Consider the following 17,610-nt stretch of genomic DNA (forward strand, 5'->3'; position numbering starts at 1 on the left):
TGACTGCAGAATCAATTGATTAACGGAAGGTTGCTTATTTAGCTAATTCATAAATGGCTTGAGCATAAATAGCGGTTGCTTTAACTAAGTCAGCCTTAATCGAATATTCGTTAGCTTGGTGCATGACGTTATCTTTTTCATCGAATAAAGCACCAAAAGCGACACCACGCTTGAGCAAACGCCCATAACTACCGCCACCGATAACTGTTTCAAAGCCTGGTTTACCTGTCTGATCTTCATAAACGGATAGTAGGGTTGAAACTAATGGGTCATCTGGTGAAACGTAGTGGGGTAACATCTTATGATTACCTGGGGTAATTTCAACTTTGTAATCAGCTAAAATTGTTTTGATGTTTTTAATCAAAGTTGGTTCGTCAATTCCTTTTGGATAACGAACGTTTAGCAAGATATCCGGTACTTCACCAGCTTGGTAATGGAAAATATCTGCACTAGTGGTAACTGGCCCCATTACCTTATCTTCATGATCAATGTTTAGTTTCTTACCGTTATAATCAAGGTGGAAATATTTGCTGATGATGTTGACATAAGCTTTGCCTGCTGAATCAAGTTGTTTATCAGCTAAAAATGTTGCCAAGTAAGTTGCTGCGTTAATCCCATCTTCTGGCGCTTGAGAATGAGCCACTCGGCCGGTGATTTTTAACGTTATTTGATTGTCGGCAGTGTTGATTTCACCAGAAATTGGTTTGTCAGCTAAGAAGTTTTCAAAATCTGCTTTTAAGTCGGTACTGCCCTGTAAGACAGCCGTTGCAGTTTGTGGCACCATATTTGCACGCAATCCAGAGGTGAAACTAGTAAGGGTTAAAGCATCTGATTTGCTAGCAGCTAAAGTTGGAAACTTGATGGTCAGGTTAGTAATGCCTTTTTCACCGTTGATGATTGGAAATTGAGCATCTGGTGAAAATCCAAAGTCAGGTAACTTTTCTGTTTCTTGGTAACGATTAAGGCCTTCCCAATCAGACTCTTCATCCGTCCCAAAGATTAATTGAATTTTTTTATTCACTGGTAAGCCTAGTTCCCGAACAATTTTTAGACCATAGTAAGCTGCCATTGCAGGGCCTTTGTCATCACTAGTACCCCGGCCGAATAGTTTTCCGTCTTTTTCGACCATCTTAAAAGGATCAGTTTGCCAGTTATCACCAGCCGGGACGACATCCATATGAGCAAAGATGCCTAAGGTCTCTTTGCCTTGGCCATATTCAATCCGGCCTGCTAAATTATCGATGTTTTTGGTTGTGAATTTGTCGCGTTCACCAAAAGAAAGTACTTTTAATAACGCGTCCCGGGGACCTTCACCTAAAGGAGCGGTGGCGGTTTTGTGCTCAGTGTCACGTGAGGAATCAATTGCAACGAGTTCGGCTAAATCTTTAAACATGGCATCTGCCCGTTTGTTAGCCTCATTTTCCCAATTAATTGTCATCAATCGCACCTGCTTTCTTTTAATATAGTTTATCTGAAATGCTAACGCTATCATATCAATATTTGATACATTTAGCAATTAGAATTGGCAGATTTAACTTTCAGCCATATAATGACACTAGCTTTAATGTGAATTAAGAAATGGGGCGTTCAATTTGAATCAATTACAACAACGTCAATTAAAGGCAGCAACGCAGTATATGCAGCAGCAACAAGGCCATGACCATAGTGGCCACGGTGTTGACCACATTCAGCGGGTGGTACGTTTAACCACGAAACTTTGCCAACAAGAAAATGTTGCTGTTTTTGTACCAGTGCTAGCGGCGACATTACACGATGTGATTGATGATAAAGTAGTGACTAATGTTGCACAATCGCGGCTAGCATTGAGCGTGTTTTTTAATCAACAAAAAATAACGCCAAAGGATCAGAAAGCAGTTTGGCAGATTATTGATCATTTATCTTTCAGTGCTAATTTGAAACAGCATTATGTTTTATCATTAGCTGGACAAATTGTCCAAGACGCAGATCGTCTGGATGCTATCGGTGCATTGGGAATTGCTCGGGCCTTTTATTATGGTGGGCATAAGGGGCAACCACTCTATGATCCTGCTATTAAACCACGTTCTAACTTGACCAAGACCACTTATCGTAAACAGGCTGTGCCAGTGATCAATCATTTTTATGAAAAATTGTTGTTACTAAAAGATGAGCTGAATACGGTTAGTGGTAAAAAAATGGCGAATCGGCGACAGCAAGTCATGCTAGATTTTTTGGTAGAATTTAAACAAGAATGGCAAGGGCAAGTGTAGTTATTAACTGGTGAGCTAAAGTGGTTAATGTCACGCTAAATATTTCATTGGTTACTAAAAAGGCAGGGTGGTTCACATTGTGTGAAGGCTCCTGCCTTAATTTAACGGGGAAATTACAGTTATGAAAAGTGTGCCAGCGATTATTTTTCGTTCACGTGTTGAATGACTTGATCAAAAATATTAATCACGTGATGATCTGCTAGCGAATAGTAAACAATTTTGCCAGCACGGCGATTTTTAACTAAACCAGCTTGTTTTAGAGTTTGTAATTGGTGTGAAATTGAAGATTGTGACATTTCTAAAACCGCGACTAATCCAGAAACGGATAATTCAGACTCAAAAAGTGCATAGAGAATTCGGGCTCTCGTTTTATCACCCAAAACTTTGAAAAGTGTGGTGATGTGCGCTAATACTTGATCGTCAGGAATCGCCGCTTTAACGGCTTTAACTAGATGATTCGGTGCCGCTGGGTTTTCCATACCGATCGCCTCCTTAAATCGGGGATACTGCTTACGTTTGTCGGTTATTGCGTAGCATGCAGGTTAATGATTATATTATAGCAAATTTGTGCTGATCTAATAGTATCAATCATGAAACAGGCATTAAGTTAGCTAACCTTTTTTGTTGTGCTGTTGTAGTACTTAATGTTTGCGTTGTTGTCCGCTGAAAATAATGTGCTAGTGGGCTAGTCGGCAAGGGGTGTTGAATGGCTTGCCGTTCAGTAATTTCAGCAGGTAGTTTTAAGTTAGTTAATTTAGCTGTTGCAGGTAATTGCTGATAAAGGCCGGTTTGTCCATGTTGAGACGCTAAAGTAACCAGTGTTTTTTCAGCCGGTAACCAGCCATTTTGGTCCAGTTCGAACCAAACTCGACCTGCAAGTAGCTTAACTGCAGTGATGGTTGCTGTTTGGCCTATTTGGTATCGACGGATGATTTGTTGCGGCTGACTGGGACTTGCAACTAATGGCCACTGCGTTATTTTAGGTTTTAAGGTGACTGTTCCAGCGAGATAAGGCGCGGCTAATAGACCGTTTTGTCCGAAATTTAGGTAGTTGCTATTAAGCCATTGCTGATTGTTAAGTGCTGCGTAAGGCTGGTTTGTTCCTTTAGTTAAAGTGCTAACTTGATAAGTTTGCTGCGCTTTCGCAGACTTACCGGATGTCCACGGTAAGTAGGGGTTAGTAACGCTTGCAATTGGATAAGTGGTCGAAAGTGTTGCTGTTTGTTCAGGTGGTGTTTCTTGTTTAGTTCCTGCTTTAGCTTGTGCATAATTTTTGGCTAATTCAGGGTAATTAGTTACGACCCCATCGATATTAGCTAAACTGATATTAGCTAAAGTGGTCGGCTGCTCGTCCATTCGGCTCCAAACGAATACTTGTTTATGCAAAGCATGGATTTGTTGAATGATATTTGGGGTAGCAAGATCAAAATCAATGTTAATGCCAGTAATGGCTTGTAAAGTTTCAAAATCAATATCACTAAGATCGTTCACCAGAAGGTAGCGGGGGATTTGGGGCAACAATTCACTGAAGGCAAGAACACTTTTAGCAGAAAAAGATTGCAAAATCACCCGATCTTCCATGTGGTATTGCTGAATTAAGGCAGCTACTTTTTCTTCCATATCTTTAGGCTTATTTTTTTTTGACTTTTTTGTTTCGATAACAAAATGCGCATCCGGCTGATTTTGATAGTGCGAGAATAAATCGGTCAAGGAGTGAATTGGTTCACCATTAGCATATTTAATGTCCTGTAATTGATCAAAGTTTGTTTTACTGATAATCAGGTCATCACCAGTTGTTCGTTTTAAATTACGATCATGTGAAATGACCAAGACACCATCTTTACTTTCATGTAAATCTAATTCGGCATAATTTGCGCCAGCTTGAAAGGCTTCATCAAAGCTTTGAAACGTTTCTTCTGGTGATTGCAATGGATCGCCACGATGACCCATGACTGTAAAACCGCTAAGTAGAAAAAAACAAGCCCCACATAGTAACAAGCCTAAGGGGCGTTTGAGACGAAACCATAAATTAATTAACGACACACAATCACATTCCTAATTATTGATATAATTTAGTATAGCTGTTTTGCAAAGGGAATGTAAATACACTTAATTTTAAAAACCCCTGTGCTTATGAATTAATTTCTAGTATACTGTTAGGGAACGCGGCTCGTATTGAGCTAATGAAAGGGGGATCGCTTGCATCACTTACACATATTTGAGCTAAACGAAAGAAGGTTTTGGGATGTTTTACTTAGCGGTTAATATTATTGGCATTTTTGTTTTTATTGCCATTGCTTTTGCTTTTTCAAAAGATCACCGTAATATTAAATGGCGTTCGATTCTTATCATGTTAGTGTTGAACTTGGTTTTAGCTTGGTTCTTTACTAGTTTTACAATTGGTACGGAGATTGTCAAAGGGGCGGCTGATGGTTTTAATTGGTTAGTTGCCGTTGCTTATGAAGGGATTGCTTTTGCCCTGCCAAGTTGGGTACACATGAAGTCAATGGATTTTGTTACCAGTTCACTACTACCAATCCTGATGATTGTTCCAATGTTCGATATTTTAACTTACATTGGCTTTTTACCATTTATTATTAAATGGATCGGGAAAGGCTTAGCGGTGATTACCGGACAACCGAAGTTCGAATCATTCTTTGCGGTTGAAATGATGTTTTTAGGTAATACGGAAGCGCTTGCGGTGTCTAGCTTACAGTTAAAACAAATGAAAGCTGAGCGTGATTTGACTTTGGCAATGATGTCAATGAGTTGTGTCACTGCTTCGATCTTAGGCGCTTACACGAAAATGATGCCTGGTCAATTTATTTTGACAGCGGTACCGATTAATATTATTAATGCTATTATTGTAACGAATATACTTAATCCGATAACGGTAACACCAGAAGAAGATACCATTGCCCAAATGTCTGGCAGTGGTGGTGATGCCGGGGATGCATCTGCTAAAAAAGAGCCATTCTTCTCATTCTTAGGGGATTCAATTTTAGGTGCAGGCCGCTTAGTTTTAATTATTACGGCAAATGTTATCGCGTTTGTTGCTTTGGCTGCATTGATTGACAAAATTTTGATGCTGTTTAATCCTTGGCTAACCTTGGAACACATTTTAGGTGTGATCATGTTCCCGTTTGCTTGGTTAACTGGGTTAAACGTCAGCGATGCCTTTCAATTTGCCCAGTACATGGGAACCAAGTTAGTAACTAATGAATTTGTTGTCATGGGTAAAGTGTCAGGCACGATTAATGATTTTGCACCACATTTCCGGGCAATGTTAACCGTATTCCTGACATCATTTGCAAACTTCTCGACAGTCGGGATGATTATTGGTGCTTTTAAAGGCTTAGTTGACAAGAAGAAAAACGATTTACTATCTGCAAACGTAGGCTATTTGCTACTTTCTGGGATTTTAGTTTCCTTATTATCAGCAGGAATTGTTGGTGTATTTGTTTGGTAGTAATGCGTTGATTTAATGGGAATGTGAAGTATTTTTTCACATTCCTTTTTATCACTACAGCTAAAAACGCTTTCTCGGTCAATTGAAATCGAATTATCCCTATGCTATGCTTTTTGTGTAAAGCGCCTTAAGACGTGACGTGGCTGTGGTTTTGCGGGGAAAATAAAAGAAAGAGGTCTTGGTGATGGCACAAAAGAAAATGATACTTGATTTAGATACTGGTATCGACGATTCATTAGCAATCGCTTATGCATTAGCTAGTCCAGAAGTTGATTTAATTGGTATTACCAGTACATATGGTAATGTCGTTACGTCACAAGCAGGGCAAAATAGTTTAAAAATTTTAGAGTTATTAGGACGGACAGATATCCCAGTTTATTTAGGTTTCTCACATTCATCAACTACTGATCACTTCGACGTGATGCCGGTTAGCCAAGAAATCCACGGAAAAAATGGGATTGGGGAAGTTGAACTGCCAACTGCTAAAAGACAAGTTGAACAGCAATCGGCCGTGGATTTTATGATCGCCGCTGCACGAAAATATGGCGATGATTTAATTATCGTTCCTACTGGTCCGATGACGAATTTAGCAGCTGCATTAAAACAAGCCCCCGAATTAACCGCTTTGGTTGGGAACGTTACCTTTATGGGCGGTGCGTTAACAGTACCAGGCAATGTCACTGAAGTTGGCGAGGCTAACATTAACCAGGACCCAGCTGCGGCTAATCAAGTGTTGCGCAGTTCGTTCAATTTGACTATGGTTGGTTTGGATGTGACGTTGCGCACACTGTTGACAAAAAAGGAAACTAAATTATGGCGCGCTTTAGGAACTAAAGCTAGCGTTGCTTTCGCTGATATTGTTGATTATTATATCGGTGCTTACGCAACGACCAATTCACATTTACCGGGTTGCGCACTCCACGATCCATTGGCAGTTGGTGTTGCGTTGGATCCAAGTTTGGTTCAGACTATTGGTTTAAACATGAAAGTTGAAACCAAAGCACCATTTGCGGCTCGGACTGTTGGCGATGAAACACGGTTAAATGAAGCGACAACTAATGTACAAGTCGCGGTGAATGTGGATGCACCGGCTTACTTACAGCGCTTTATGCGCCGTTTGACAGCACTATTTGCACAAAATTAATAAAGAAGGAAGAAAACAATGAATCAAGATCAGTTGAAGAAAATGGTTGGCGAATTAGCAGCAACTTATGTTAAAGACGGTATGGTAGTCGGCTTAGGTACTGGCAGTACAGTTAAATTTATGGTAGATGCACTGGGCCAACGTGTTGCTAAAGAAGGTTTGAACATCGTAGGCGTGCCGACCTCAGATCGAACAGCTGATCAAGGTCGTCACCTAGGAATTCCCATTAAAAATGTAGATGAAGTTGATCAAATTGACTTAACCATTGATGGTGCTGATCAAATTAATGCTGATTTTCAAGGTATCAAAGGTGGCGGAGCTGCACATTTGTTTGAAAAAATTGTTGCAATTAATTCTAAGCGGAATATGTGGATTGTGGATCAATCAAAAATGGTTCAAACTTTAGGCAGTTTCCCCTTGCCATTGGAAGTCATCCCTTATGGTAGTCAGCAGTTGTTTAAACGGTTAGCTGCTAAAGGATTGAAACCAGTTTTCCGTGAACAAAATGGTCAACGTGTATTAACAGATTCAAAGAATTACATTATTGATTTGCATTTAGGCGAGATTAAAGCGCCGTTTGAACTTGCACAATATTTGAACCGTCAAGTTGGGTTAGTTGAGCATGGGCTTTTCCTAAATGTGGTCAATACCGTTATTGTTGGTTATGATGATGGCCCCAAGGTTTTACAAGCTCCGGAACGACCAAGTTATCAACAAGTACAACAAAATTAAAGGAGTGTCACAATTATGGCAAAAAAAATTATTTTAGACTGCGATCCCGGACATGATGATGCCATTGCGTTAATGATGGCAGTTGCGTCGCCTAAAATTGAACTATTAGCAGTAACTTCTTCAGCAGGTAATCAGACACCGGATAAAACATTGAATAATGTTTTACGAATGTTGACTTTACTGGGACGGACTGATATTCCGGTAGCAGCAGGTAACCAAAAGCCATTGATGCAAGGTTTACAAATTGCTGATGATGTACATGGTAAAACTGGGCTTGATGGCGCAACGCTACCTGAACCTGGTTTTAAGCCAGAACCAATCCCAGCAGTTGAATTAATTGCTAAAACGTTACGCGCAAGTGAAGAACCAGTTACATTAGTAGTCACTGGTCCAATGACTAATGCAGCACTATTCTTAGCCGTTCATCCAGAATTAAAAGAAAAAATTGACCAAATTGTATTCATGGGTGGTGCGATGAGCTTAGGTAACTGGGCACCTAGCGTTGAATTTAACATGTATGTTGATCCAGAAGCTGCTAAAATGGTGGTTGATTCTGGTTTGCCATTGGTCATGGCTGGTTTGGATGTAACACATAAAGCTCAAATTCTAGCAGAAGATGTTGAGGTTTTCCGTAAAATGGGGAATCCAGTAGCTGATGCCATGACTGGTTTGTTAGATTTCTATAACATTTATTACAGTCAACCTAAATGGGGCTTTGAAGGAACACCGGTCCACGATCCTTGTACCATTGCTTGGTTGATTGATCCGTCAATGTTTGAAACTACTAAGTGTAATGTAGATGTTGAAACGACCGGCAAATTAACGCGGGGTGAGACACTGGTTGATTACTATGATTTAACTGGCAAGCCCGCAAATGCAGAAGTTTTATTAGGCATTGACCGGAAGAAATTTGTCAGCTTGATCACTGAGTGCATGCATCAATTTGATGCTTAATCTGCATTGAAATGTTGTAAGTAAAATAGCTGTTAACGACTTTTTGAACACCAACATAATGGTGGTGGGGGAAATTCACTTAAGGTGGATTTCCTCTTTTTTGTGCTGCAAAGAGAATCGTTTGTTGGGACAGATGCTCATTTTTTATCTATAATGGCATTAAGGAGATGATTTCATGCAGCTAACAGTTACCAATGAAACGGATATAACAGAATTAATTACAAAAGATGATCCGGACGCGAAAGCAACATTATTGGCCGTTTTGATTCCGCAAGCAAAAGGTCAGCGAGCACAAGTTGGTTTTGTACATGATAATACGGAAGGCACGGCTAATTGGCTAGCCAAGATTGCCTATCATAGTGCTAATTTAGATGTGACTTACAATGTGGCTAAACCGATGGAAGAAGCGCAGCAATTAATACAACGTTTACGAAAATTACGTCATTATCAATTTGCTCAGACGTTTAAACTGTCAGATGGTCTAGCGGCCACTGAAGATACCGTTGCACTACCACGAGATTAATTAAATTTTGTTAGGATATAAAAATCACCACTGCTGTTGGTGGTTTTTTAATCTAAAAATTGTAAGCGTTTTAAAAAATCGTTGACAGGGTGAATTTAAAAGGTTATAGTCAGGTTGTAAGGTATTTCATCATTACCTTTAAATCAATTCTCTTTCTCTCTTATGCCAACCACTGTTCCGCAGACAGTGGTTTTTGCATTTTAATAATTTATTGCTAAAATAAGAACTTGCGGTGTTTATTACTGGCATTTATCCATTTTGAAATGATGACTATCAAATGTGGGGGCAATTAATCATGGCAGAGAAATTTACAATTGATTTAATTCAGGAGATCACGCGTAATGATGGGTCTACGTACATTGATATCAGTAATATGATGATGAATGGGCGGGCAGAACTAGCGGCGATTCGTGGTTTAATTAAACAAGTACGGATTATTCAGTTGAACATCCCGCACTCAACTGCGGTGACAGCTTATGAAAAGTATTTAAATGAGCATTTTACCATTCCGGCAGAAGACTTTGATCAGTGGCAAGAATGGTTGCCAGAAAAAGGGACTGCCAGCGAAAAAAATTATCAAGCCATTATTCATGAAAATCATGTTGGATAATGCGCACATTATTACTTAATTTATTTTGTAATATTTTAGTTGTATTTAGCTATTTTTTATAGTATAATTATAGCATCAATTTTATTTGTCCAGTAGTTCAGTGGTAGAATGCCGGTCTGTTAAACCGAGGGTCGCTGGTTCGAATCCAGCCTGGACAGTGGCTGGTATTAAGCCATCACTGCAAATTAAGTTAAGTCATCGTGTGTTACGTTAAATAAGTATTTAAAATAAACCGTAGGACAATCCATTAACATGATTGTCTTACGGTTTACTTTATATTAAATGTGAAGCTAAATAGATTCATTGGCGTGCAATTTCAAGCTAGAAAAGCTAAGCTTAAATTAGTTTAAAAAAGGTGATGGCAACATGCAGTATTTTACGGCAGATACACATTTTTTTCATAAACAATTGTTGGGGCAAAATGATTTTGCACCGCGCCCATTTGAATCAGTGGCTGCAATGAATCGAGCAATTATCACGGCGTGGAATGAGCGCGTATTACCGCACGATGTGGTGTACCATTTAGGAGACATTGCTATGTGTCCCGGAAATTATCCTAGCCAAGCAGAGATTTTGGGCGTTTTATCACAACTTAACGGGCATTTAGTTTTTATTAAGGGTAATCATGATAGTAGGGCCTTATTTAAATATTTAGCAAAGCATGATCCTTTAGCAGGTAAGCAGCACCCAAAATTTCAATTTCATGATGTAGGTGCGTTGATTAAAATGAATCATTTTCAGTTCTTCATGACTCATTATCCTTTATTATTGGGGATTACTAGTCAAACAATGAATTTACACGGTCACATTCATCATTCAAGCGTTCCGATTGCTGAAAATATTAATGTGGGAATTGATGCTCCAGAACGGGAATTATTAGCTCACAAGCTACCTTTTGGAACGCCTTTAGCAGAAGCTGAATTGTTTGAAATTTACCATAAGAAACAAGCATTATTAGCTAAAAAATAATGTTAATGCGGTGAATGGGTAAGTGCAGTGCTGATTCCGCTAGTGATGATTGGACTTGACGACGTTAAATTTTAACTCTAAGCTAATGATAGTTTAGAAAAAGGAGCGGCAATAATGACGGAAACGATCCACCTATTGCATACGAATGATTTACATTCACATTTTGAACATTGGCCGCGGATCCGCCGTTGGTTAAAATCACAGCAAAAAAAATGGCGTAGCCAAGGAGATACTGTCATTACTCTCGATATTGGGGATGCAATGGATCGCATGCATCCACTGACGGAAGCAACAGATGGCAAAGCAAATGTTGCACTGTTGAACCAGGTCGGTTATGATGCGGTGACTATTGGTAATAATGAAGGCATCGGTAATTCGGCTGCTCAGCTTAACCATCTTTATGATCAAGCTAATTTTGCTGTAGTACTAGCTAATTTGCGTTCACAAAAAACACAGCAACGGCCGCATTGGGCGCTAGAGGCAAAAATTATAACAACAGCGGCTGGTACTCGTGTGGCGTTATTTGGTTTAACGGCACCTTATATTGATACCTACCGGCCTAATGGCTGGGCGTTAACAGTGGTTCAGCAAGAATTACCTAAATTACTGGCCAAATTAGCGGGTAAAGCAGATGTTTTCGTTTTGCTCTCCCATTTAGGAATTGATGTGGATAAGTGGATTGCACAGCATTATCCGCAAGTAACGGTGATTATTGGCAGCCACACGCATCATCTTTTAGCTAATGGTTTAAAACTTAATCATTCCCTATTGGCTGCTGCTGGGCGGTATGGCGAATATGTCGGGCACATTACTTTAAAATTGAACCAACAGCATCAAGTGGCGCACGAAACTGCTCAAGTTGTGAAAACAGTGAGCTTACCAGTAGCGGCAAGCGACCAAGCCGAAATTGAAGGTTACCGTCAACGCGGGCACCAGCTATTAAAAGCACAAGTCATTACTACACTGCCGCATCAGCTAGCGGCGAAGGCAAAGGGTAATTCGGCATTAATGCAACTTGCATTAGATGCGATTGCGTGGACGGCTGGTACCCAAGTTGCTATATTAAACACCGGTGTTTTTTTGGCTTCATTTCAAGCTGGACCTTTAACTGCAGATGATTTACACACTGCTTTGCCACATGCGATGCATTTATTGCGGATTCAGCTTTCAGGTTATGATGTCTGGCGTTTAGTGAGAGAAATTGAAAAAGCGCGGTTGTTTTTACAACATTATCAACTCCACGGCATGGGTTTTCGCGGAAATTATTTTGGCGATATGGTTTATTCCGGTTTAACTTGGAATCCAGTCAAGCAAACTGTCAAATGGCATGGTCGGCATTTAAACCCGGATAAAAAATATACATTAGTTGGCATGGATACCTACCTATATTTTCCATTTTTCCCGACCATTGAAATCGTGGGGGAAACAGAAGTGCTGTTTCCTGGAGTTTTACGGGATGCAATTGGGCGCTACTTAAAAGCTCAGAATCAAAGTGAGGTGGCAGATCATCACTAAAAAAAAGCAGACTAAATTGACTAAGAAGCCGGCTTCTGTTGATTTAACAGCTAAGCTAAATGCTGCAAAGTTAAAAGAAGCGGCGGCTAATCATATTGTAATGGAAAGTGCAGAGCACTTGACTATTAATGGACAGGACTATGCCTTAGTCGCAAATTATCATGATGGGTTTGATAAAGAAAAATTAGCCGTTCGTTTTAGCGATATTTTATTTAAATATGATTACATCGTAGGCGATTGGGGTTATGAGCAACTGCGTTTAAAGGGTTTTTATGCGGAAAATAATAAACGTGCTCATCGCGATCAATTGATTAATACCTTGCAAGATTATTTGTATGAATACTGTAACTTTGGCTGTGCGTATTTTGTTTTACAGCGCTTAGGTGCGCCTAAGCATGAATCACGTCCGGCAAAGCACCATCGCTCACATTTGTCCCGCGGGCAGCATGATCGTGCTGTGACTAAAAAGAAAGAACACCACACTGCCAAAAAAGCAGGCAGAAAGCGGCATTTTACGATTAAACGTCAACAGACAATGAATAAAGTTCATTGAGGTAGAAGAAGGGGAATTGAGTCAGGTATATGCAGAAAAAATATAAAGCTTATTTTATTGATTTAGATGGTACTTTGTACCGGGGAAAAGAAAAAATTCCCGCTGCTTCCCGTTTTATTGGGCGTTTACGTGCAGCAGGAATTCCTTTTTTAGTCCTAACAAATAACACAACCCAATCGCCAGAAACAGTGGCAAGAAATTTAACCGCGAATTATGACATGCAAATCGAACCTGAAAATGTTTATACGGCTGGACTAGCAACGGCTGATTATTTAAAGCAGCTCAATCTTGGCCATACTGTGTATGCTATTGGTGAGCTAGGCTTGAAACAAGCGCTATTGGATCAAGGCTTTTCTTTTGCTGAATACAAGCCTGCGTATGTCGTGGTGGGTTTAGATTATGATGTTACTTACCATAAATTTGAAAAGGCAACTTTAGCTATTCGCCGTGGTGCCAAATTTATTGGCACTAATGCAGACACTAATTTACCTAATGAACGCGGCTTGGTGCCTGGTGCCGGTTCTGTTATTGCTTTAGTGGAACGGGCGACTCAGCAGCGCGCAACTTATGTGGGCAAGCCAGAGCCAATTATGTTAAAAGCTGCATTAGCACATTTTGGATTGAAAAAATCTGAAGCTCTCATGGTGGGGGATAACTACAATACAGACATTATGGCTGGCATTAATACCGGTGTCGATACTTTATTGGTTTATACTGGTTATTCTAAGCCTGAAGACATTAAAAAGGTGGCTGTTAAACCAACTTATGAAATTATGAGTTTAGATCAATGGCAGCTTTAACCGTTTATCGTATCAAACGCTTTTTTTGGTGGCTGTGTCTCTTTTTTTGCCTGTTGAGTTGGACGATTTTGTTAACGTTTAGTGCAAGTTGGCTGTACCGATTGGATGCTCACTTTTTAGGGATTGCCAGTCAAGTTTCATTATCAACTCAACAATTGATGCGCAATTATCATCAAATGCTGGATTATGTTTTATTCCCATGGGTTCAGAATTTACAAATGACTGATTTTCCCAGCTCTTTTACTGGCGTACAACATTTTGCGGATGTCAAACAATTGGTGTTGCTTAATTATTTGGTGTTACTGTTGACGACACCGTTAAGTGTTTATTTTTTACGGCGTTTACGGCAACAAAATTTACTCTGGCAATTGCAAGGGCCAGCGGCTTTGATGGCGGGAGTGCCGATCATTATTTTATTTGCTTTGCTGATCAATTTTCAGGATTTTTTTACCGTTTTTCATCAGCTTCTCTTTCGCAATCAAGATTGGCTGTTTGATCCCGCCTTAGATCCCATTATTAATGCGTTGCCGGCGACTTTTTTCTTACATTGTTTCCTACTGGCCATTGGTTGGTTTGAAATTGGGGCGGTTACCGGCTGGTTAATTGGGCGGCACGCGTTAAATTCTCTGGCCTAACTGGTGATAAGTTATCAAAAAACGTACACACTCAGATTAAGTTCAACTTTCTGAGTGTGTACGTTTTTTTGATCTAAATGCCTATCATTTTAGTAATTATCTTCAGCTTCTGGATGTGCATGTGCAAGACGGCTAGCAGCAGCTGCGGCAACAGCGCCGACTAAATCGTCTAAAAAGGTGTGGATAATACCGGGTTCGTGGGCATTTAATTTTTTCAGAATACCAGGTTTGATTTTATCAATGTAACCATAATTAGTTGACCCGATTGAACCATAGACATTGACAATACTCAATGCCATGACTTCATCGATGCCGTACAAGCCTTCATCGTTCTCGATGATTTCTTGTAATGGATTCATCAATTGCTTTTTCTCGGCCAATATATCTAACTGAATACCGGTCATAATTGCATTTTGGACTTCGCGCTTATGCAAGACAACTTCAACACTGTGGCGGCATTCCGTTAACGTTAAATGAGGGATGTAGTCTTTTTGCAAAAACATTACTAATTTAGCGATGTCATCTAATCCCACACCACGTTGTGTGAGTAAATTAATCGTGGTTTCGTATAATTTAATTTGATTTGGTGTCATGATTAACGCTCCAATTGTGTACTGTGTAGGGATTGCCGCCGTTCTGGATACAATTTTAAGGCAATGTGATTGATTGCAGTGGGCGCTTCACCAAAACCAGCAGCGATTAATTTAACTTTGCCGGGATAAGTGACACAATCACCAATACCGTAAATACCAGCAACGCCGGTTTCCATATTTTGATCGACTTTTAAAGCCCGATGTTCTAAAGGTAAGTGCCATTTGCGTAAAACGCGGCTGTCAGCAGTAAAACCATAGTTGACTAGTAGTGCGTCAACGGCCAAGTCGATATGGTGGTCGCCACGAACTTGCTTAAGTCCTAGTTTAAAGGTGGGATCAACGCTGACTTGATCAATTAGATAAGGTGTCACCAACTGGACTTGACTTTGTTCCAAGCGTGCAACACTTGATTCTAATCCGCGGAATTGTTGCCGGCGGTGAATGAGGTAAACTTTTTTTGCAATCTGTTCTAAAGTCAGTGCCCAATCGATGGCGGAATCACCGCCACCAGCAATGGCAACCGTTTTATCTTTGAAATTAGCCGTATTTTTAACAAAGTAAAAAATTCGCTTACCTTCTAGTTTTGGATCATAGTCGATGGCCAATTTTCGCGGTGCAAATGCGCCACCGCCAATGGCTACTACAACGTTTCGGGTTCTACGAGTGCCTTGACTCGTCGTTAAGGTGAAGTAACTGTCTGTTTGTTCAATGGCAGTGACTTCTTCATTAGTTGCCACTGTCGGAGCAAAATCAGGGAAAGCGGCCATTTGTTTGTGTAAGGCGGTTACTAATTGACCACCTTTAATGCCAGCAAAGCCGGCAACATCACGAATGATTTTCTCCGGATAAAGCGTTGCAACTTGACCACCTAATTCGGGTAAACTTTCAACAACTAGTGTATCTAACTGACGCATGCCAGCATAAAAAGCGGTGAACATTCCAACGGGACCGCCACCTATAATAGTAACATCATAAATGTGATTTGAATCAGACAAAATTTGATTTCCTTCCTAAAATGAGCTGTATTGATAAAAATTACTCTAGCACAAAAGTAGGTTAAAGAACAAGCAGGTGTGCCGTTGTTGTGCTTTGAAATCGAATAAACAATTTTTGTCAGTGAACCGGTTTTTTGGTATGCTAATCACGTTTGATAATTTAATTAATTCGGAGGACAATTATGACTTACCCGCAATTAGCTTTGGATGCTGCTAAAGGACCTATGGCAGAAATTAAAACAACATTAGGTACGATTAAGGTTCAATTATTTCCAGACGAAGCACCAAAAACTGTTAAAAACTTTGTTCAATTAGCACAGGATGGTTATTATGATGGCGTTATTTTTCACCGTGTGATTCCAGATTTTATGATTCAAGGTGGTGATCCTACCGGTACTGGAACTGGTGGTAAGAGTATTTTTGGACAACCATTTGAAGATGAATTTTCAGATAAATTGTTTAATTTAAATGGGGCTTTGTCAATGGCAAACGCTGGACCTAATACTAATGGAAGCCAATTCTTTATTGTCACAAATCAACATGTACCAGCAGATATGTTCGATCAAATGCAGGCGGCCCATTTTCCTAGTGAAATTATTGCGGCTTATAAGAAAGGTGGGACACCCTGGTTAGATCATCGCCATACAGTATTTGGTCAAGTCGTTTCTGGACTAGATGTTGCACATAAAATCAGCCAGGTTAAACGTGATGCACAAGATAAGCCACTGACGGCTGTTAAGATTGAAACCATTACAATTGCCTAATTTTAACTAATAAGCAGAGGAATAATGACTCTGCTTTTTTATTTTATCTTGACTTGCAGAAAACAAGTTGCCTTAGTTATAATGATTTGTTAGATTATAACAGCTGCTTAAAAAAGGAGGAGTGCTAAATGACTTATCATATTGGTGATACTGTTACTGGTATAGTGACTGGCATCCAACCTTATGGCGCATTTGTCGCGCTTGACGAAAAAACACAAGGATTAATTCACATTTCTGAATGCCAGACTGGTTATGTTCCAGATATTCATCAACTTTTACAAGTTGGCCAAAAAGTTCAGGTTCAGATATTAGATATAGATGAGTTTAATCAAAAGATTAGTTTGTCGCGACGGACGTTAGCGGCCAAGCCGATTTTGGATCACGATTTTCATTACCGGAAGCATTATTGGACCAGTCGCACGGTTCATACTGGGTTTGATCCCATTGCAGAAAATTTACCGATTTGGATTTCACGGGCGTTGACAGAATTAGTGCGAGAATAATAAAGGGGATTGACCATGAAACAAATTGCAGGAACAATTATGTTATTTGATGATAACGGTGAACCTAATTTTTTAGTTACTGAAAAGGCTGATCGATATCACTTATTGTTGACAACACAAGAAGCACATAAAACGCCACTGGCTTCTATTTTAGGTATGCTAAAGTGGCAACTAGGTGTCGATGTTACTATGCTACGTTTAAGTGAATTGAGTAATGTGATTATTCGTGGCAATGATGTTTCTTTGTTTGTTTTTAAGTGGGGGACATTAACGCCACAACAATTAGCTGATAATATTGAAAAATTACGGCAGGCTGGTTATACGTTTGAACGACCTAAAAAGTTACGTGGGTTATTGGCGGAAATTGATATGAGTGGTGTGCCACATTTTGATTAGGAATACGTTGTATTTATTTTGCAATTGTTTTTAAACTAATTGTGTTTTAAATTTAAATTTTTTCTTGACGCATTGGTGAAATGTTGCTATAGTATTGATTGTTGTCAGTTAACGTTTGTTTAATTAACTGAATTTGGGCTTGACAATCACTGATTAGTTTTGCTAAACTAAGCTGGTTGTCATTTGAGCCTTTATGCAATAACTGC

Annotated in this window: 20 protein-coding genes and 1 tRNA gene; 16 read left to right on the plus strand and 5 right to left on the minus strand. The window is 39.7% G+C overall.

The window, feature by feature from the left end; genetic code table 11:
• Positions 1–34: 34 nt before the first annotated feature.
• Positions 35–1,438, minus strand: a complete 1,404-nt coding sequence (gene pepV, locus FC24_RS05515; protein WP_057873888.1) for a dipeptidase PepV — start codon at positions 1,436–1,438, stop codon at positions 35–37.
• A 199-nt stretch (positions 1,439–1,637) separates the two neighbouring features.
• On the opposite strand from pepV, the gene FC24_RS05520 reads away from it, so the two are divergent.
• Positions 1,638–2,249 carry an HD domain-containing protein gene (locus FC24_RS05520; protein WP_057873906.1) on the plus strand — a complete coding sequence of 204 codons (612 nt, stop codon included), beginning with the start codon at positions 1,638–1,640 and terminating at the stop codon, positions 2,247–2,249.
• Between the two features lie 140 nt (positions 2,250–2,389).
• Here the strand turns inward: FC24_RS05520 and FC24_RS05525 are convergent, their stop codons facing one another.
• A complete protein-coding gene (locus tag FC24_RS05525) occupies positions 2,390–2,728 on the minus strand; it encodes an ArsR/SmtB family transcription factor (RefSeq protein ID WP_057873889.1) in 339 nt (112 codons plus the stop codon).
• Between the two features lie 109 nt (positions 2,729–2,837).
• The gene (locus FC24_RS05530) at positions 2,838–4,199 is read right to left on the minus strand and encodes a glycerophosphodiester phosphodiesterase (protein ID WP_083485644.1); all 1,362 of its coding nucleotides are present in this window, start codon (positions 4,197–4,199) and stop codon (positions 2,838–2,840) included.
• Between the two features lie 295 nt (positions 4,200–4,494).
• Here FC24_RS05530 and FC24_RS05535 point away from each other — a divergent pair, with 295 nt between their 5' ends.
• From FC24_RS05535 to FC24_RS05590, 12 genes are all read left to right on the plus strand, one after another.
• Positions 4,495–5,718, plus strand: a complete 1,224-nt coding sequence (locus FC24_RS05535; RefSeq protein WP_057873891.1) for a NupC/NupG family nucleoside CNT transporter — start codon at positions 4,495–4,497, stop codon at positions 5,716–5,718.
• Positions 5,719–5,902: 184 nt separating this feature from the next.
• Positions 5,903–6,862 (plus strand): nucleoside hydrolase, encoded by a 960-nt coding sequence (locus tag FC24_RS05540; protein WP_057873892.1) that lies wholly within the window; start codon positions 5,903–5,905, stop codon positions 6,860–6,862.
• Between the two features lie 18 nt (positions 6,863–6,880).
• Complete coding sequence (gene rpiA / locus FC24_RS05545; protein WP_057873893.1) at positions 6,881–7,594, plus strand: ribose-5-phosphate isomerase RpiA; 714 nt, start codon at positions 6,881–6,883, stop codon at positions 7,592–7,594.
• Between the two features lie 15 nt (positions 7,595–7,609).
• Positions 7,610–8,548 carry a pyrimidine-specific ribonucleoside hydrolase RihA gene (gene rihA, locus FC24_RS05550; protein ID WP_057873894.1) on the plus strand — a complete coding sequence of 313 codons (939 nt, stop codon included), beginning with the start codon at positions 7,610–7,612 and terminating at the stop codon, positions 8,546–8,548.
• 175 nt (positions 8,549–8,723) lie between these two features.
• Positions 8,724–9,071 carry a hypothetical protein gene (locus FC24_RS05555; RefSeq protein WP_057873895.1) on the plus strand — a complete coding sequence of 116 codons (348 nt, stop codon included), beginning with the start codon at positions 8,724–8,726 and terminating at the stop codon, positions 9,069–9,071.
• Positions 9,072–9,366: 295 nt separating this feature from the next.
• Positions 9,367–9,681: a hypothetical protein gene (locus FC24_RS05560; protein ID WP_057873896.1), complete on the plus strand. Its 315-nt coding sequence runs from the start codon at positions 9,367–9,369 to the stop codon at positions 9,679–9,681.
• A gap of 86 nt (positions 9,682–9,767) precedes the next feature.
• A tRNA-Asn gene (locus tag FC24_RS05565) sits at positions 9,768–9,839 on the plus strand.
• Between the two features lie 208 nt (positions 9,840–10,047).
• A complete protein-coding gene (locus tag FC24_RS05570; protein WP_057873897.1) occupies positions 10,048–10,650 on the plus strand; it encodes a metallophosphoesterase in 603 nt (200 codons plus the stop codon).
• Between the two features lie 114 nt (positions 10,651–10,764).
• On the plus strand, positions 10,765–12,165 hold the full coding sequence (locus FC24_RS05575) for a bifunctional metallophosphatase/5'-nucleotidase (RefSeq protein ID WP_057873898.1): 1,401 nt from the start codon (positions 10,765–10,767) through the stop codon (positions 12,163–12,165).
• A 16-nt stretch (positions 12,166–12,181) separates the two neighbouring features.
• Positions 12,182–12,718 (plus strand): YutD family protein, encoded by a 537-nt coding sequence (locus FC24_RS05580; protein WP_420805251.1) that lies wholly within the window; start codon positions 12,182–12,184, stop codon positions 12,716–12,718.
• A 29-nt stretch (positions 12,719–12,747) separates the two neighbouring features.
• Entirely contained in the window at positions 12,748–13,518 is a 771-nt protein-coding gene (locus FC24_RS05585) for a TIGR01457 family HAD-type hydrolase (RefSeq protein ID WP_057873899.1), read from the plus strand.
• Positions 13,506–14,153, plus strand: a complete 648-nt coding sequence (locus FC24_RS05590) for a TIGR01906 family membrane protein (protein WP_057873900.1) — start codon at positions 13,506–13,508, stop codon at positions 14,151–14,153. The genes FC24_RS05585 and FC24_RS05590 overlap by 13 nt, the downstream gene beginning before the upstream one ends.
• Positions 14,154–14,242: 89 nt before the next feature.
• On the opposite strand, the gene FC24_RS05595 is transcribed toward FC24_RS05590, so the two are convergent.
• On the minus strand, positions 14,243–14,746 hold the full coding sequence (locus tag FC24_RS05595) for a phosphatidylglycerophosphatase A family protein (protein ID WP_057873901.1): 504 nt from the start codon (positions 14,744–14,746) through the stop codon (positions 14,243–14,245).
• A gap of 2 nt (positions 14,747–14,748) precedes the next feature.
• Positions 14,749–15,741 (minus strand): NAD(P)/FAD-dependent oxidoreductase, encoded by a 993-nt coding sequence (locus tag FC24_RS05600; RefSeq protein ID WP_083485643.1) that lies wholly within the window; start codon positions 15,739–15,741, stop codon positions 14,749–14,751.
• A 182-nt stretch (positions 15,742–15,923) separates the two neighbouring features.
• On the opposite strand from FC24_RS05600, the gene FC24_RS05605 reads away from it, so the two are divergent.
• From FC24_RS05605 to FC24_RS05615, 3 genes are all read left to right on the plus strand, one after another.
• Complete coding sequence (locus tag FC24_RS05605; RefSeq protein WP_057873902.1) at positions 15,924–16,505, plus strand: peptidylprolyl isomerase; 582 nt, start codon at positions 15,924–15,926, stop codon at positions 16,503–16,505.
• A 128-nt stretch (positions 16,506–16,633) separates the two neighbouring features.
• Entirely contained in the window at positions 16,634–17,008 is a 375-nt protein-coding gene (locus tag FC24_RS05610) for a CvfD/Ygs/GSP13 family RNA-binding post-transcriptional regulator (RefSeq protein WP_057873903.1), read from the plus strand.
• A 15-nt stretch (positions 17,009–17,023) separates the two neighbouring features.
• The gene (locus FC24_RS05615; RefSeq protein WP_057873904.1) at positions 17,024–17,404 is read left to right on the plus strand and encodes a hypothetical protein; all 381 of its coding nucleotides are present in this window, start codon (positions 17,024–17,026) and stop codon (positions 17,402–17,404) included.
• Positions 17,405–17,610: the final 206 nt, after the last annotated feature.

It is taken from the genome of Loigolactobacillus rennini DSM 20253 (assembly GCF_001436505.1).
Classification (GTDB): Bacteria; Bacillota; Bacilli; order Lactobacillales; family Lactobacillaceae; genus Loigolactobacillus; species Loigolactobacillus rennini.

Excerpts from the sequence above, each read along its gene's own strand:
- FC24_RS05585 (WP_057873899.1), top strand. The coding sequence starts at position 12,748 with ATGCAGAAAAAATATAAAGCTTATTTTATTGATTTAGATGGTACTTTG.
- FC24_RS05590 (WP_057873900.1), top strand. The coding sequence starts at position 13,506 with ATGGCAGCTTTAACCGTTTATCGTATCAAACGCTTTTTTTGGTGGCTG.
- FC24_RS05530 (WP_083485644.1), bottom strand. The coding sequence starts at position 4,199 with ATGGGTCATCGTGGCGATCCATTGCAATCACCAGAAGAAACGTTTCAA.
- FC24_RS05570 (WP_057873897.1), top strand. The coding sequence starts at position 10,048 with ATGCAGTATTTTACGGCAGATACACATTTTTTTCATAAACAATTGTTG.
- FC24_RS05525 (WP_057873889.1), bottom strand. The coding sequence starts at position 2,728 with ATGGAAAACCCAGCGGCACCGAATCATCTAGTTAAAGCCGTTAAAGCG.
- rpiA (WP_057873893.1), top strand. The coding sequence starts at position 6,881 with ATGAATCAAGATCAGTTGAAGAAAATGGTTGGCGAATTAGCAGCAACT.
- FC24_RS05605 (WP_057873902.1), top strand. The coding sequence starts at position 15,924 with ATGACTTACCCGCAATTAGCTTTGGATGCTGCTAAAGGACCTATGGCA.
- FC24_RS05595 (WP_057873901.1), bottom strand. The coding sequence starts at position 14,746 with ATGACACCAAATCAAATTAAATTATACGAAACCACGATTAATTTACTC.
- FC24_RS05540 (WP_057873892.1), top strand. The coding sequence starts at position 5,903 with ATGGCACAAAAGAAAATGATACTTGATTTAGATACTGGTATCGACGAT.
- rihA (WP_057873894.1), top strand. The coding sequence starts at position 7,610 with ATGGCAAAAAAAATTATTTTAGACTGCGATCCCGGACATGATGATGCC.
- FC24_RS05575 (WP_057873898.1), top strand. The coding sequence starts at position 10,765 with ATGACGGAAACGATCCACCTATTGCATACGAATGATTTACATTCACAT.
- FC24_RS05555 (WP_057873895.1), top strand. The coding sequence starts at position 8,724 with ATGCAGCTAACAGTTACCAATGAAACGGATATAACAGAATTAATTACA.
- FC24_RS05520 (WP_057873906.1), top strand. The coding sequence starts at position 1,638 with ATGCAGCAGCAACAAGGCCATGACCATAGTGGCCACGGTGTTGACCAC.
- FC24_RS05610 (WP_057873903.1), top strand. The coding sequence starts at position 16,634 with ATGACTTATCATATTGGTGATACTGTTACTGGTATAGTGACTGGCATC.
- FC24_RS05535 (WP_057873891.1), top strand. The coding sequence starts at position 4,495 with ATGTTTTACTTAGCGGTTAATATTATTGGCATTTTTGTTTTTATTGCC.
- FC24_RS05560 (WP_057873896.1), top strand. The coding sequence starts at position 9,367 with ATGGCAGAGAAATTTACAATTGATTTAATTCAGGAGATCACGCGTAAT.
- FC24_RS05615 (WP_057873904.1), top strand. The coding sequence starts at position 17,024 with ATGAAACAAATTGCAGGAACAATTATGTTATTTGATGATAACGGTGAA.
- pepV (WP_057873888.1), bottom strand. The coding sequence starts at position 1,438 with ATGACAATTAATTGGGAAAATGAGGCTAACAAACGGGCAGATGCCATG.